Source organism: Streptomyces sp. NPDC003393 (assembly GCF_053589015.1).
Genome location: NZ_JBSFRB010000046.1, coordinates 19,124 through 32,805, shown reverse-complemented (window position 1 = coordinate 32,805; position 13,682 = coordinate 19,124). Strand labels below are relative to the sequence as shown.

12 protein-coding genes are annotated in these 13,682 nt (G+C 68.2%); 8 read left to right on the top strand and 4 right to left on the bottom strand.

What is annotated here, in order from left to right; genetic code table 11:
- Positions 1 to 294: 294 nt before the first annotated feature.
- Together ACWDUZ_RS32335 and ACWDUZ_RS32330 are read right to left on the bottom strand one after the other, a co-directional pair.
- Entirely contained in the window at positions 295 to 996 is a 702-nt protein-coding gene (locus ACWDUZ_RS32335; protein WP_451635360.1) for a VOC family protein, read from the bottom strand.
- Positions 997 to 1,156: 160 nt separating this feature from the next.
- A complete protein-coding gene (locus ACWDUZ_RS32330) occupies positions 1,157 to 3,160 on the bottom strand; it encodes an acetoacetate--CoA ligase (protein WP_451635359.1) in 2,004 nt (667 codons plus the stop codon).
- 459 nt (positions 3,161 to 3,619) lie between these two features.
- Here ACWDUZ_RS32330 and ACWDUZ_RS32325 point away from each other — a divergent pair, with 459 nt between their 5' ends.
- The 3 genes from ACWDUZ_RS32325 to ACWDUZ_RS32315 all read left to right on the top strand — a co-directional run bounded on the left by ACWDUZ_RS32325 (position 3,620) and on the right by ACWDUZ_RS32315 (position 6,460).
- Entirely contained in the window at positions 3,620 to 4,549 is a 930-nt protein-coding gene (locus ACWDUZ_RS32325; RefSeq protein WP_451635358.1) for a 3-keto-5-aminohexanoate cleavage protein, read from the top strand.
- A gap of 127 nt (positions 4,550 to 4,676) precedes the next feature.
- Positions 4,677 to 5,447 carry an SDR family NAD(P)-dependent oxidoreductase gene (locus ACWDUZ_RS32320; RefSeq protein WP_451635357.1) on the top strand — a complete coding sequence of 257 codons (771 nt, stop codon included), beginning with the start codon at positions 4,677 to 4,679 and terminating at the stop codon, positions 5,445 to 5,447.
- Positions 5,448 to 5,758: 311 nt separating this feature from the next.
- On the top strand, positions 5,759 to 6,460 hold the full coding sequence (locus ACWDUZ_RS32315; protein WP_451635356.1) for a polysaccharide deacetylase family protein: 702 nt from the start codon (positions 5,759 to 5,761) through the stop codon (positions 6,458 to 6,460).
- 47 nt (positions 6,461 to 6,507) lie between these two features.
- Here ACWDUZ_RS32315 and ACWDUZ_RS32310 read toward each other — a convergent pair whose 3' ends face one another.
- Positions 6,508 to 7,527: a LacI family DNA-binding transcriptional regulator gene (locus ACWDUZ_RS32310; protein WP_451635355.1), complete on the bottom strand. Its 1,020-nt coding sequence runs from the start codon at positions 7,525 to 7,527 to the stop codon at positions 6,508 to 6,510.
- 268 nt (positions 7,528 to 7,795) lie between these two features.
- On the opposite strand from ACWDUZ_RS32310, the gene ACWDUZ_RS32305 reads away from it, so the two are divergent.
- The 4 genes from ACWDUZ_RS32305 (at position 7,796) to ACWDUZ_RS32290 (ending at position 12,039) form a co-directional block, all read left to right on the top strand.
- The gene (locus ACWDUZ_RS32305; protein WP_451635354.1) at positions 7,796 to 8,908 is read left to right on the top strand and encodes an NADP-dependent oxidoreductase; all 1,113 of its coding nucleotides are present in this window, start codon (positions 7,796 to 7,798) and stop codon (positions 8,906 to 8,908) included.
- Positions 8,909 to 9,122: 214 nt separating this feature from the next.
- Positions 9,123 to 9,980: a fumarylacetoacetate hydrolase family protein gene (locus ACWDUZ_RS32300; protein WP_451635353.1), complete on the top strand. Its 858-nt coding sequence runs from the start codon at positions 9,123 to 9,125 to the stop codon at positions 9,978 to 9,980.
- A complete protein-coding gene (locus tag ACWDUZ_RS32295; RefSeq protein ID WP_451635352.1) occupies positions 9,977 to 10,975 on the top strand; it encodes a C-terminal binding protein in 999 nt (332 codons plus the stop codon). The genes ACWDUZ_RS32300 and ACWDUZ_RS32295 overlap by 4 nt, the downstream gene beginning before the upstream one ends.
- On the top strand, positions 10,972 to 12,039 hold the full coding sequence (locus tag ACWDUZ_RS32290; protein WP_451635351.1) for a phosphotransferase family protein: 1,068 nt from the start codon (positions 10,972 to 10,974) through the stop codon (positions 12,037 to 12,039). The genes ACWDUZ_RS32295 and ACWDUZ_RS32290 overlap by 4 nt, the downstream gene beginning before the upstream one ends.
- A gap of 92 nt (positions 12,040 to 12,131) precedes the next feature.
- On the opposite strand, the gene ACWDUZ_RS32285 is transcribed toward ACWDUZ_RS32290, so the two are convergent.
- Positions 12,132 to 12,593, bottom strand: coding sequence for a MarR family winged helix-turn-helix transcriptional regulator (locus tag ACWDUZ_RS32285; RefSeq protein WP_451635350.1), 462 nt, complete (start codon positions 12,591 to 12,593; stop codon positions 12,132 to 12,134).
- Positions 12,594 to 12,983: 390 nt separating this feature from the next.
- Here ACWDUZ_RS32285 and ACWDUZ_RS32280 point away from each other — a divergent pair, with 390 nt between their 5' ends.
- A complete protein-coding gene (locus ACWDUZ_RS32280; protein ID WP_451635349.1) occupies positions 12,984 to 13,637 on the top strand; it encodes an FMN-dependent NADH-azoreductase in 654 nt (217 codons plus the stop codon).
- The last annotated feature ends 45 nt before the right edge of the window (positions 13,638 to 13,682 follow it).

Sequence of the window (13,682 nt, the reverse complement as noted above, 5' to 3'; positions counted from 1 at the left end):
CGACGAAGATGCCGGTTGCGGACGACCTGCGGCCGGGGCCTGGCCGGCCGAACGTCCCGACCGGGCTGACGCGGGCCTTGCGCGCTTCTTCGGGCTCGTCTCAGCGGCGCCGCCGGATCCGCTCAACGACATGGAACCCTCCCGGATCATGGGCGTCGCAGTCCTCCGCCGATCTGTCGCATACCCTTCCTCAAGACTTATATCATGAGTGCGCATGCATTGATCCGGGAAGGCGGGTTCCGGTCGGGCCCGTGAGGAGGGTGCGAGGCCCGGCCGGAACCCACCGCCGTGGGGTCACTTGTCGTTCTTGAGCGCCATCGGCGATCGTGTCTCACTGTAGGTGTCGAGGATGTCCTGGTCGGAGACCAGCATGATCTTGTCGAGGTCGAATTCCTTGGACAGGGCGAACATCCGGGGTGCGGACGGCGCTTCATCGGGCTGGGGCACGGGCGTTCCCGTAGCCTCGAACGGCTCGGGGTTCTCGAGCTTCTTGAGTTCCTCGGGCGAGATGCCGCACAGCTCGGCGACCTCGGGGTCCACCCAGTCCTCGGGCTGAACGCCGCCGCCGGTGGTGATCTCGAGGGTGCAGTTGTCGGGGCCGGCGAAGTAGATCGACTTCCACCAGCCGTGGTCGATGGGGCCGAGGACCTGGATGCCCTTGCTGCGGATGCGGTCGCGCATCGCGAGCACGTCCTCTTCGGTCTCGACGTCCATGGCGATGTGGTGCACAGCGCTGCCGACGACCTCGCGGAGCGGACCTCCTGCCACGTCCGCGTCGAGGTGTTCCTTCTCCCCGTTCCTCGGGTCCTCGACGAGGGAGATGTAGCTGTTCGGCGACATCTCGACGAAGGCGTGGTAGACGCCGTCGGCGGCGTGCATCCAGAAGAGCGCCTTCAGGGGCATGCCCAGGACGTCACACCAGAACTCCAGGTGTTCCTTCATGTCCCCGACGGGGATGGCGAGGTGGTTCACACCTCGCGGCCGCAGCGTTGCCATCTCGTTGGGTCCCTTCTCGACAGTTGCCCATGAACACGGCCGTTCCAGTCCGATCGTGAGGGGCAGCGGCTCTGTGCTATCGTTAGCAAGAGTGTGGTGCCCGCTACATCCGGCTGTCAACAGGCTTCCACCACGAATCTCCGGGGAACGGTGGCGCCGGTCACTGTGCGCCGAGCGGGAGCGATCCGGTGCGGCGTTCCTGCGCGATCCGGATGAACGGCTCGAGCAACGCGGGGACGTCCACGGCCTGTACGTCGATGACATCGCCGAGCGAACTCCCTTGCAGCAGGCGCTTGATCGGTACCTCGAGCTTCTTTCCGGTGCGTGTGTGCGGGATACCGGCCACCACGTACAGGTCGTCGGGAACGTGACGCGGTGAGGCCTCGTTACGGATGACGTCGGCTATGCGGGCGCGGAGTCCGTGGTCGAGTTCGGTGCCGGGAGTGAGGGCCAGGAACATGGGCATCCAGTAGCCGCCGTCAGCCAGTTCCACTCCGACCACCAGTGCGTCCCGGACCTCTGGCAGGCCTTCGACGGCGGCGTAGATCTCGGCGCTGCCCATGCGGACGCCGTTGCGGTTCAGTGTGGAGTCCGACCGGCCGTGGACGACGACGGAACCCCGGCTGGTGAGGGTGATCCAGTCGCCGTGCCGCCACACTCCGGGCCAGGTCTCGAAGTAGGCCGCGCGGTAACGGGTTCCGTCGGGGTCGTTCCAGAACCGGACGGGCATGGAGGGCATCGGGCGGGTGATGACGAGTTCGCCGACTCCGTCGCGTACGGGCCGGCCGGATTCGTCCCAGCTGTCGAGTGCCACGCCGAGTCCGGGCGCGGTGAGTTCCCCTTCCGAGACGGGGAGCGTGGGGACCGCGCCCGCGAAGGCGGTGACGACGTCGGTGCCTCCGGTGATGCTGGCGAGCGCGACCTTGCCGTGGAAGTGTCGGGCGACCCAGCGGAAGGCCGCTGCGGGGACGACGGCCCCGGTGGCGCCGATGACGCGCAGTCGCCGGAGGGTCTCGTCGTTCGCCGCCTGGACCGCGGCGTTCTCGCTGAGGCGCAGGTAGGCCGGGCTGGTGCCGAACATCGAGACCCTGTCGCGGCGGACGATGTCCCAGAGGGCTTCCGGTCCTGGATGGTTGGGGCTGCCGTCGAAGCAGACGATGGTGGCGCCGACGAGCAGGCCGCCGACCTGGAAGTTCCACATCATCCAGCTCGGAGATGTGTACCAGAAGAACGTGTCCCGGTTGTCGAGATCGAAGTGCACCCACAGCTGTTTGAGGTGTTCGAGGAGAACGCCGCCGTGCCCGTGCACGATGCCCTTGGGCCGGCCTGTGGTGCCGGACGAGAACAGCACCCACAGCGGATGGTCGAAGGGAACGGGCTCGGGCTGCAGGGCGTGTCGACCCGCGCTCGCCTCCCGCCAGGCGGTCACGGGGCGATCGCCGGACGGGACCGGTTCGGGCCCGAGGCGTGGGACCACCACGGTCAGCTTCACCGTCTCCAGCGCGTCGACCAGCTCGGCCACGGCGCTTCGTCTGTCGATGACCTTGCCGGCGAAGCGGTAGCCGTCGGCCGTGATCAGCGCAGCGGGGTGCAGCTGGCCGAGCCGGGCGGCCGCGGCTTGTGGCGCGAGGTCCTGGCCGCAGCAGGCCCAGATCGCGCCCAGGCTCGCCGTCGCCAGGAAAGCGATCACGGCTTCCGCGATGTTCGGCAGGTATCCGGCCACGACGTCTCCGCGGCCCACGCCGGCACTGCGGAGCGTCTCGGCGACCGCACCCACCTGCCGGCGCAGCTCCGCCCATGTGATGGTCCGGCGTTCCTCGCCGGCCTCGCTCTCGTCGATGATGGCCGGTCCCACCTGATCGACATGTCGCAGCACCTGCTCGACATAGTTGAGCCGGGCGTTCGGGAACCACCGTGCGCCCGGCATCGAGCCGTCGACCAGTGCGGGCCGGCGTTGTTCCGGTTCGAGGATGTCGAAGTACTCGGCGAGGGCGTGCCAGAATTCTCCGGGTTCGGCGACTGACCAGTCGTAGAGGTCGTGATAGCCGTGGAAGGACTTCCCCCGGACATCGCGCAGCCAGCGCCGCAAGTCCTCGAAATTGCTTGCCGTCACGGCTTCGGGGTCGGGCGACCAGACGACTCGAGATGTTTTCAATGCTTTCACCTATCTCTCCGAGGTGGCCGACTGGTGGGCCGGTGGCGACCACGACCTCGGGCTCGGCCTCGACGCCCCACGGGATCGGATGGCCGGCGGTGAGGCCGGTGCCCGCAGCTATCTTCTGCCGGAGGGCCGCATTCACGCGCTCTTCTCCCGACCGAGCGCACCGAACGTCAAAATATGCCTGCGCATGCATTGCCGCAAGGGAGCGCATCCGAAGAAACTCTTGCGAGCGCATGCATTGAACACTACTGTCGTCCAGGACGGTGCCGCACCGCCGGACGAAGGACCCGCGACGGCTGCCCAGGTCCAGGTCGACGATCCACCTGCCCCGAGCACACATGATGCGCAGTTGCCGCTGGTCAACCGGGTGGTTTCCGCGGGCAGGCGTCAACCTCGCCGTCTTGACAGGGGTTTCGGCCATCGCGTCCGCAGCAGCAGGGCGTGCGACACAGAGGAAACCGCATGAAAAAGACCCCGAACACGATCATTTCCTGTGCTCTTACGGGCTCGGTCCACACCCCGACGATGTCCGAGGCGCTGCCCTACACCCCGGAGGAGATGATCCGGCAGGGGACGGACGCCGTCGCGGCCGGCTCCGCGATCCTGCATGTGCACGCGCGTGACAAGAAGACCGGCCTTCCGACACCGGATCCCGAGGTGTACGGGGAGTTCCTGCCGGCACTGGCCGACACCGGTGCGGTCATCAACATCACGACGGGTGGCAGCACCCGGATGGCGCTGGACGACAGGCTGGCCGCCGCTCTCCGGTTCCGGCCCGAGCTGGCATCGCTGAACATGGGCTCGATGAACTTCGACTTCTCCGCACCGGCCGCACGGTACAAGGAGTGGAAGTTCGACTGGGAACACGACTGGCTCGTGGGCTCGCAGGACCTGGTGTTCGTCAACACGTTCCGCCAGATCGAGCGCACCTTGACCGAGCTGGGCACCCACGGTACCCGGTTCGAGTTCGAGTGCTACGACGTCGGTCACCTCTACACGCTCGCGCACTTCGTCGACCAGGGCCTGGTCCGGACACCGATGCTGATCCAGTGCATCTTCGGCGTGCGCGGCGGGATCGGGGCCGACCAGGAGAACCTGTCGCACATGGTGACCATCGCCGACAAGCTGTTCGGCGACGCCTACTACCTGAGCGCCTTCGCCGCCGGCCGTCACCAGATGGACTTCGTCACGGCCGCGACACTGCACGGCGGACACGTCCGCGTCGGCCTGGAGGACAACCTGTACATCCGCCGCGGAGAACTCGCCGACAGCAACGCCGACCAGGTCGCGAAGGCGGCGCGTCTGCTCACCGAACTCGGCCGGGAGATCGCGACGCCGGACCAGGCCCGCGACCTCCTGCAGCTCAAGGGCCGCGACGCCACGGCCATCTGACATACCCCCAACCGGACGACGGGATCCCGCGCGGGATCGACCCGGATCGTTCGCGGCAGGGGACGTCCTCGGCAGCGTCGCCTTTCAGTTATCTGCGCAGATGGACAAGGATGAGAGGGAAACCGTCATGAGTGACATCCTGGAGAACAAGACGGTGGTCGTGACCGGTGCCGCGAACGGCCTCGGGCGCGCCATCGCCATCGCCGCCGCCCGCCATGGCGCGCAGGCCGTGGTCGCCGCCGATCTCGACGAGACGCCGCGGGACGCCGCCACGACGGTCACCTCGGAAGTCGCCGCACTCGGGGCGCAGCCCCGGTTCGTCCGCACCGACGTCAGCTCCCGCAGCGACAACGACGCCCTCATCGAGGCGGCAGAGGAGTTCGGCGGTGTCGACGTGATGGTGGCCAACGCCGGCATCACCGTAACCACTGACGGCATCGACATCCCCGAGCAAGACTGGCGCCGGCTCATGTCGGTCAACCTCGACGGCCCGCTGTTCGGCGCCCAGGCGGCGGCGCGTAGCATGAGGAGTCACGGCAAGCCGGGCAGCATCGTCCTCATCGCCTCGATGATGGGCAGTGTCTCGAACAGACTCAGTGTCGCCTACTCCAGCAGCAAGGCCGGTGTCGTCCTCATGGCCAAGGCCCTGGCCGACGCCCTGGGACCGGAAGGCATTCGCGTCAACACTGTCGCTCCCGGCCCCATCGACACGCCGATGCTGCGCACCAGCGAGGAGTTCTTCGCCGCCAACGAGGAGCTGCGCGTGCGGATGCCGCTGCGCCGCTACGGGCGGCCCTCCGAGGTCGGCGACGCCGTCGCCTTCCTCGGCTCCGACCTGGCCAGCTTCGTCACCGGCACCACCCTTCTGGTCGACGGCGGCACCACGGCGAAGATCTGACACCCGCCGGACCTGGCCGGCCTGGCACGGCCATGGGTCCGGAAACCCGCAACCCGCAGTGACCTGACCGGACCGGTTCACCGTCACGATTCTCCGGCTGACCGCGTCGGCCCCTGCGGTGAGGCACCCGAGATGAATATTTGCGCCCGCATGCATCGCATGGTTGCCTGAAAGAAACCACGTACCCCCAGTCACAAGGAAAACCACGTACGCCCAGTCACAAGGATGTGATCTGCATGTCTGGCCGCGCCACTCTCTGCGTCACACTCGACAACCTCGGGTGCGCAGCGCAGGTCGGTCTCGGGGAGGCCGTGCGGCCCGACCCGGACGAGCCGGGCCTGAAAGCCCTTCCCCGTGCGCTCGACCTCTTCGACGAGTTGGGGATCACCGCCACGTTCTTCGTGGAGGGGTGGAACGGGCTGCATCATCCCGACGCGATCCAGTCGATCGCAGCACACGGTCATGAGGTGGGACTGCACGGCTGGGTGCATGAGCGGTGGTCCGAGCTCACCGAAGACCGGCGCGAGGTCCTTCTGTTCGACGGCACGGCGGCCCTGCGTTCGGCCGGAGTCGAACCCACGGGTTTCCGGGCGCCCGGCGGTTACCGGGGCGGCCGCACCGCGCAGGTCCTCGCCGAGCTCGGTTACACCCTCGACAGCAGCATTGACAAGGAGACCGAGAGCGATCCTCTGTCTGTTCGCGCGCTGCCGGAAGGGCTGACCAACATCCCCTGGCACTGGGACATGATCGACTATTACCAGTACTACATGCACCCCGAGGGTGAGCGTTCACCGGCGCAGGTGCTCGACCACTTCAACCGCCGTGTCGACGATGCGATTGCCGCCGCCGGGCTGGTCACATTGATCGTGCACCCCTTCGTCTCCTTCACCGACGACGGGGACCGCTTCCAGGTGCTGCACGACTTCCTCGCGCGCGCAGTCGCCTCGCCGGACGTCGACGTCGTCAGCGCCGGACAGCTGGCCGACCGGTCGCGGGCCGATGCCACGGAATGACGGGCAGGCAGTCCGGGGCAGCCGAACAAATCCCGGACAAGGTGTCGTCAGCGGGGTGTGGCCGGGGCGGCGGTGCTTCCTCGTGCTCGGAGGTATCCGGTGGTGCTCGAGGTGAACGGTGTGGTGCTGCCGTCATCCCGCAGCCGCTCCAGCAGCCAGGTGGAACAGGCGGTGGCGACCTCGTGGACGGGGAGTGCCATGGTGGTCAGGCCGGGTCCCCACCACGCGAATCCCCGTTCGTCGCCGAAGCCGACCACGGACAGGTCCCGGGGCACGGCGACGCGGCGGGCGGTGAGTTCCTCGAGCACGCCTTCTGTGATGCGGACCGTTGCGGTGACCAGAGCGGTCGGCGGGTGGGGGCTGTCCAGGAGCCGGGCGAGCTCCTTGCGCGCGTCCTCGACGCAGAAGGGCGCTATGTGGGCGATCAGGCCGGGGTCGGGGTCCGGGCCGACCACGTCGAGGTAGCCCGTGAAACGCTGTCGCCCGGTGGACAGGTCGGACGGACCGCCGAGGTAGGCAATCCGGGTGTGCCCGAGGTCGCGCAGATGCTGTGTCGCGTCGCGCAGTACCGCGCGGTCGTCGATTCCGAACCACTGCTCGGCCAGTGCCGGATGCTTGCGAAGCAACTGCACGTGGGGGACCTGGCGGAGCAGGCGGACCGACTCGCTGCGCGGGTTCGGTGTCGGTACGACGATCACGCCCGCGACCTGTCCGGCGATCATTCCCCTGACCTGCGCGAGTTCGTTGTCGCGGTCGTCGTCGGTCTCACAGAGCATCACCTGGTAGCCCTGCCGGATCATGCACTGAGCCAGGGAGTGGGCCGCAGTGCTGTAGAACGTGTTGCCCACGTCCGGGATCAGCAGGCCGATCACCGTGCTGGACACCCCCCGCATCATGCGGGCGGCCTGATTGCCGACGTAACCGAGCTCGGCGGCCTTCTGCTCGACACGGTGGCGCGTCTCCACACTCACCCGCGGGTCATGGGCCAGCGCACGCCCGACCGTGGAAACCGCCAGGTTCAACTGCTCCGCAATGTCCCGTGTGGTCACACGCTTACCCGCACCCATATGCAAACGATACTGCCCCACTCCAACCCCCCCTCCATGCCGACGTGCCCGGCCTTCGCATGGGGCGACGGGCGGGCATTCGCTTTCCACCGGGGCACCTGTCCATGTCTTCGACCCGGTTCAGGCCCACAAGCTTGTTGACAGTGGACTGACGCGCCGACCAGACTGAATGCTATCGATAGCGCAAACTCGGGCGCTGGGCAACGGTACGAGTGACCGCGGCGCCCCGGCGGGTTGGGCCGCCGGCTCCACACCTTCCCTCGACGGCATGCTCGTCGCCGTTATCGCTGCATTGTGTCTGGACGTGAGCAGATCTCTCGCCCAGCAGCCACCGCAATCCACTTCTACGATGGATGGGGCCACGTTCATGAAAGCCATGGGTCTGATGAAGCTCGGTGGCCCGGAAGTACTCGAGATGCTCGAGATTCCCGAACGGCATGCCGGCAGGGGCGAGATCAAGGTGCGGGTGCACGCCGCGGCGGTCAATCCGTCGGACACCCTCACCCGCTCGGGCACCCTGGAGGAGGCCGTCGGTGCACCCGTGCCCGAACACCGCGACCCAGGGCCCTACGTTCCGGGACTGGACGCCGCCGGCGTCGTTGCCGAGATCGGCGACGGCACCGCCACCGAGCTGCGGGTCGGCGACCCGGTCATGGCCGTCGTGATCCCCCACCGCAGTCACGGTGCCTACAGCGAGTACGTCGTGGTGCCCGTTGAGGCGGTGACCAGGGCCCCGAAGGGCATCGGCCATGCCGCGGCCGCAACGCTTCCGATGAACGCGCTGACGGCCACCGGCGCGCTTGAAGCACTGGCTCTTGCTCCCGGACAGACGGTCGCCGTCACCGGCGCGGCCGGGATGCTGGGCGGTGCGGTGGTCCAGCTGGCGAAGGCCGCCGGCCTGGTGGTCGTCGCCGACGCCTCCGAAGCCGACGAGAAGTTGGTCCGTTCCATCGGCGCCGATGTCGTGGTGCGCCGCGGCGACGACGTGGCCGACCGGATCCGCGAATTCCGCCCGGACGGCGTCGACGGCCTGGTCGATGCCGCCCTGCTGAACGACGCCGTGGCGCCCGCGGTGCGGGACAACGGACGCATCGTCACCGTCCGAGGTCACGTTGGCTCCGACGAGCGCGGGATCACTTGGTGCCCGGTTGTTTTCGTCGACTACATCAGCGCCGCACGGCTCGACGCCATTCGTCGGCATGTCGAGGCCGGCCGGCTCACTCCGCGGGTCGCCGAAGTCTTTCCGGCCGAGCAGGCCGCGGATGCGCACCGCCTCCTCGAGGCGGGCGGTGTGCGGGGGCGTCCGGTCCTGGCCTTCTGGCCACCTAGGGTGCGCGGTGGGCGCGGCCTCGAGGAAAATGAAATGCTTGCGCAATCATAGATATTGCCTCTAGTGTGGCGGACACCGGTGGAGGAGGCCCCCCTCGTGCCGACAGCGGTGCGAGGGCCGTGGAGTGCCGAGCGGATCATGTGGGATCGCCCGGCCGCCGCCTGCGCGCCGGGTTCCGTCTCCCATCAGCACTTCGGGCCGGCCAGTGACCTTCTGATCCTGCGTCGAGAGCCGGATGACCAGCGACCGAGGAAGTGGAGTACCAATGAAGATCGGCAACAGGCAGGGACGCGCTGTTCTCGTCAACGGAGCGACGTGCGTCGACATCGAGAAGGCGAGCGAGGGACGGTTCCCCGCCGATCCGCAGGCGTTGTTCGCCCGTTGGACCGAGTTCGTCGAATGGGCCAGGACGCAGCCCGTGGAGAGCGGCGACCCTTTCACACCGGCCGAGTTCGAGGCGCCGAGTCCGTGTCCTTCGCAGGTGTTCGGGATCGGCATCAACTATCGCGGGCACGCGGAGGAGACAGGCTGGGCGATTCCGGAGGTGCCGTTGGTGTTCACCAAGTTCCCGAGTTCCGTCGGCGGGCCTTTCGGGGTGGTCGAGCTGTCCGGGCCGAAGGTCGACTGGGAGGTCGAGGTCGTCGTCGTCATCGGACGGGGCGGCCGCCGCATTCCCGCCTCGCAGGCCTGGGCCCATGTCGCCGGCGTCACCGGGGGGCAGGACCTGTCCGACCGGGAGGTCCAGCTGCGGCCGGCGGACAATCCGCAGCACAGCCTGGGGAAGTCCTTTCCGGGGTATGCGTCCACCGGCCCGTTCCTGGTCACCCCCGATGAGTTCGCCGACCCCGACGACATCGCGCTGAGCTGTTCGCTGAACGGGGAGGAGGTCCAGAACTCCAGCACGGCCGACCTCATCTTCTCCGTCCCGGACCTGATCGAGTACCTGTCGCACATCGTCGCCCTGCAGCCCGGTGACCTGATCTTCACCGGAACACCGTCCGGGGTCGGTGCGACGCGGAAGCCCCCGCGGTTCCTGACGGCCGAGGACGTCCTCACGTCCTCCGTGGCCGAGGCCGGTCGGATGCGACTCACGTTCACCGACGGACCGGATCTGCCGCGATGAGTCGCACCGTCCTGGTCACCGACTACGCCTGGCCGACGCTGGACGTGGAACGCGCGGTCCTGGCCGAGGCGGACGCCGAGCTGCTGGTGGCGCAGACCGGCGACGAGGAGGAGCTCATCGCCCTGGCACCGCAGGCGGATGCCGTCATGACCTGCTGGCGGCGGGTGACCGCATCCGTACTGGAGGCAGCCGATCGCTGTGTGACAGTGGCCCGGTACGGCGTCGGACTGGACAACATCGACGTGGCAACGGCGACAAGGCTCGGCATGGTCGTCACCAACGTTCCCGAGTTCTGCACGACCGAGGTTGCCGACCACACCATGGCACTCCTTCTCGGCCACGCCCGGCACATCGCCCGCTTCGCGGGCCTGACGAGCGGCGGAGGCTGGGACAACCGGGCCTTCGGGCCGATGCGCCGGCTCGGCGGTCGGGTCCTGGGGCTGGTCGGGTACGGCAACATCGCCCAGCAGGTCGCACGACGGGCCCAGGCGTTCGGCTACGACGTCATCGCCTACAGTCCCTCCCGGGCAGGACGGCCGCCGGAGAACGGAGTGCGCTTCGCTCCCCGCCTGGTCGACCTGCTCCGTGAGGCGGACGCGGTGTCCCTGCACATGCCGCTCACACCGGACACGCGTCATGTGATCGGGCGTGCCGCCCTGGCCGAGATGAAGGCCGGCGCCCTTCTGGTGAACACCTCACGCGGCGCTCTGGTGGACGAGAAGGCACTCGTCGAGGCTCTTGAGGATGGCCGGATCGGTGGTGCGGCCCTCGACGTTCTCGACGGGGAGCCGCCTCCCGCCTCCCATCCACTGCTCGCTCTCCCGTCGGTGATCGTGACGCCGCACGCCGCGTTCGACTCGGTGGAGGCCATCGCCGAGCTGCAGGAGACGGCCGCCCGCAATGTGGTTGCCGTTCTGCGGGGGGAACGGCCGGCGACGGTCGTCAATCCTGAAGTGTGGGCGGCGCGGGCCGAGGCTTCGGGGGAGGACCGGTGAGTCCGGCGGAGAACCCGCGCGATGTCGCGGTCCGGCAGGCCGGTGCGGCGCCGCACCCCTCGGATGCCGGCGATCAGGGAGCCCGCGGAGAGCCGGACACCGCGGACGTCGTCGCGCACCTGAGGGCCCGTGGCCTGGTCGGAGCCGGCCCGGTCACGGCGCAAGTGCTCTCGGGCGGAGTGTCGAACGATGTCGTCGCCGTCGAAGCACCGGGCATCAGCGTGGTCGTGAAGCGGGCTCTGCGACGACTGCGGGTGGCCGAGGAGTGGCTGGCGGATCCTTCCCGGGTCCTCGGCGAGGCGAAGGCACTGCAGACGGCGGCGAGGTATCAGCCGCACCACGTCCCCGCGGTGCTTGATGTCGACGAAGCCGAGTGCGTGATCGTGATCGGCCGCGCGGAGCGGGACGCGCACGAGTGGAAGGCGGATCTGCTTCGTGGACGGGCCGACACCCGTGTGGCAGCCGAGGCGGGGAAAATCCTTGCCGGCTGGCACCGTCGGACGGCCGGTGACGCCGAAGTGTCGCGGGACTTCGCCGATACCGAGGCCTTCGAAGAGCTGCGAGTGGACCCCTTCTACCGCTGGACCGCACGCCGGCATCCCGACCTCGCTCCCCGTATCGAGTCGGTGCTCACGCGGATGAACGCCACTCGCGCCTGCTTGGTGCACGGGGACTTCTCCCCGAAGAACGTTCTCATCAGCCGGTCGCACACATGGGTCATCGACTGGGAGGTCGCGCACTACGGTGACCCGTGCTTCGACGTCGCCTTCCTTGTCACCCACTTGCTGTGCAAGGCCCTGTACCGGCCGGCGTCCGCTCAGGACTACCACGACGCCGCCTCCCGGTTCCTGCACGCCTATCACGGCAGCATCGGCCCGGCTCTCCGGGCCGTGGACCAGCGGTATCTGACCGCGCAGACCGCCTGTCTGCTGCTGGCCCGCATGGACGGGAAGTCACCGGTACCGTATCTGGACGAGCCGGCGCGCGAGCGTGGGCGTGCGCTCGCCCGGGCCGCCCTCGGCGACGACACGATGATGCTGAACGACGTGTGGACGTTGTTGTGACGCACACGGCAACCGGTCGACGGTCCGTCACCGTGCTCCGGAACCCCTGATCCTCTGTCCGCCGGCGATCTGGCCCGTCGGACAGACCTTCTTCAGGGGGAGGGCTGGTCTGCTTCCAGATGGCCGAGGAGGATACCGGCGATGTGGGCCATCTGGTCGAGTTGTCCGGGTGTGAGGGGGGCGATGAACAAGCGCCGCACTTCCTGGGCGTGGCCGGGTGCGGCTTCCTTGATCGCTGCGAGGCCTTTCGCGGTGAGTACCACGTGGATACCGCGGGAGCCGCACCGTTCCCGGATGATCAGGTCGCGCTTGTGCATTCGGGTGATCTGGTGGTGCAGGCGGCTCTTCTCCCAGCCGGTCGCCCGGCTGAGTTCGTAGGCGCGCAGCCGTCCCTCGGGTGCCTCGGACAGTGCCGCGAGTACGGCGTAGTCGGCGCTGGACAGGCCGCTGTCGGCCTGGAGCTGTTGCTCTATGCGGGTCCGCAGCAGCTCCATCATCCGGACCGAGGTCCGCCATGCGGATAGTTCGTGTTCGGTCAGTCCCCGCTGCTCCATGAGGCAATCGTACCTGTGGGTTGACGCGTCAGCTGCCCTTCCCGTGAGCCCGTGAGCCCGTGAGCCCGTGAGCCCGTGAGCCCGTGAGCCCGTGAGCCCGTGAGCCCGTGCAGCCACCGTCCACGTCATCGAGTTGACGTGACAACCTCGCGCATGTCACTGTTGAGGTGATGCATCAACTCGACGTTGTCGGACCATGCGAGCACCCCTTCTCCCGTGCAGGAACTGCAGCAGGAGGAATCGGGTCCTCGTCCCTGAACCGATGGCCGGCCCCTGCCCGGCAGGCCGGAACAGCACGTCGGACCGCTTCCTTTCCCGGCGGCCTGCCGCGCGGAACGCCCGGGGTCCACCCTTCCCCGCACAGCAAGAACCACGTATCCGGAGATCGCCATGCCTACGCTTCTGCACATCGATTCATCCCTCTTTCCCGCCTCCGTCTCCGCGTCGCGCTCGGTGACCGACGCTTTCCGGAAGGTCTGGGACGAACAGCACCCGGATGGCAAGGTCATCTACCGGGACCTTGCCGAGAACCCGGTTCCGCACATCGGCGCCGCCGCTCACACCGCCGGCTTCGCCGATCCCGCCACCCACACGCCCGAGCAGGCCGCGGCCTTCGCCGAGCGCGTCGGGCTCATAGAGGAACTGGAGCAGGCGGACGCGGTCCTGATCGGCGCCCCGATGTACAACTTCACGATCCCCTCGACGCTCAAGGCGTGGGTGGACAACATCATCCTGATGGGCCGCAATGCCGGTGTCGACAGCCATGCGGCCAAGGGCACGCCGGCCGTCGTGGTCGCGAGCCGTGGAGGCTCCTACGCCCCGGGGACCCCGCGTGAGGGATATGAGTACGTCCAGAACTACCTGCAGGTGGTCCTGGCCGAAACCATCGGCCTGGATGTCACCTTCATCGTCCCTGAACTGACGATGGCCCCGCACAACCCCGACCTGGCGGACCTCGTCCCGCTCTTCGAGGCCTCCCGCGACAGGGCCCACACGGAGGCCGCCACCGTCGCCAAGAAGCTGGCGACGCAACTGGCAGCCTGAACGGCCCGGCCCTCCGGCACACCACCGAACCCGTCATGACGCGTG

Coding starts and splice junctions, on each gene's coding strand:
- ACWDUZ_RS32335 (WP_451635360.1), bottom strand. CDS start 996: ATGGCAACGCTGCGGCCGCGAGGTGTGAACCACCTCGCCATCCCCGTC.
- ACWDUZ_RS32325 (WP_451635358.1), top strand. CDS start 3,620: ATGAAAAAGACCCCGAACACGATCATTTCCTGTGCTCTTACGGGCTCG.
- ACWDUZ_RS32320 (WP_451635357.1), top strand. CDS start 4,677: ATGAGTGACATCCTGGAGAACAAGACGGTGGTCGTGACCGGTGCCGCG.
- ACWDUZ_RS32310 (WP_451635355.1), bottom strand. CDS start 7,527: ATGGGTGCGGGTAAGCGTGTGACCACACGGGACATTGCGGAGCAGTTG.
- ACWDUZ_RS32305 (WP_451635354.1), top strand. CDS start 7,796: ATGCTCGTCGCCGTTATCGCTGCATTGTGTCTGGACGTGAGCAGATCT.
- ACWDUZ_RS32300 (WP_451635353.1), top strand. CDS start 9,123: ATGAAGATCGGCAACAGGCAGGGACGCGCTGTTCTCGTCAACGGAGCG.
- ACWDUZ_RS32295 (WP_451635352.1), top strand. CDS start 9,977: ATGAGTCGCACCGTCCTGGTCACCGACTACGCCTGGCCGACGCTGGAC.
- ACWDUZ_RS32285 (WP_451635350.1), bottom strand. CDS start 12,593: ATGGAGCAGCGGGGACTGACCGAACACGAACTATCCGCATGGCGGACC.
- ACWDUZ_RS32280 (WP_451635349.1), top strand. CDS start 12,984: ATGCCTACGCTTCTGCACATCGATTCATCCCTCTTTCCCGCCTCCGTC.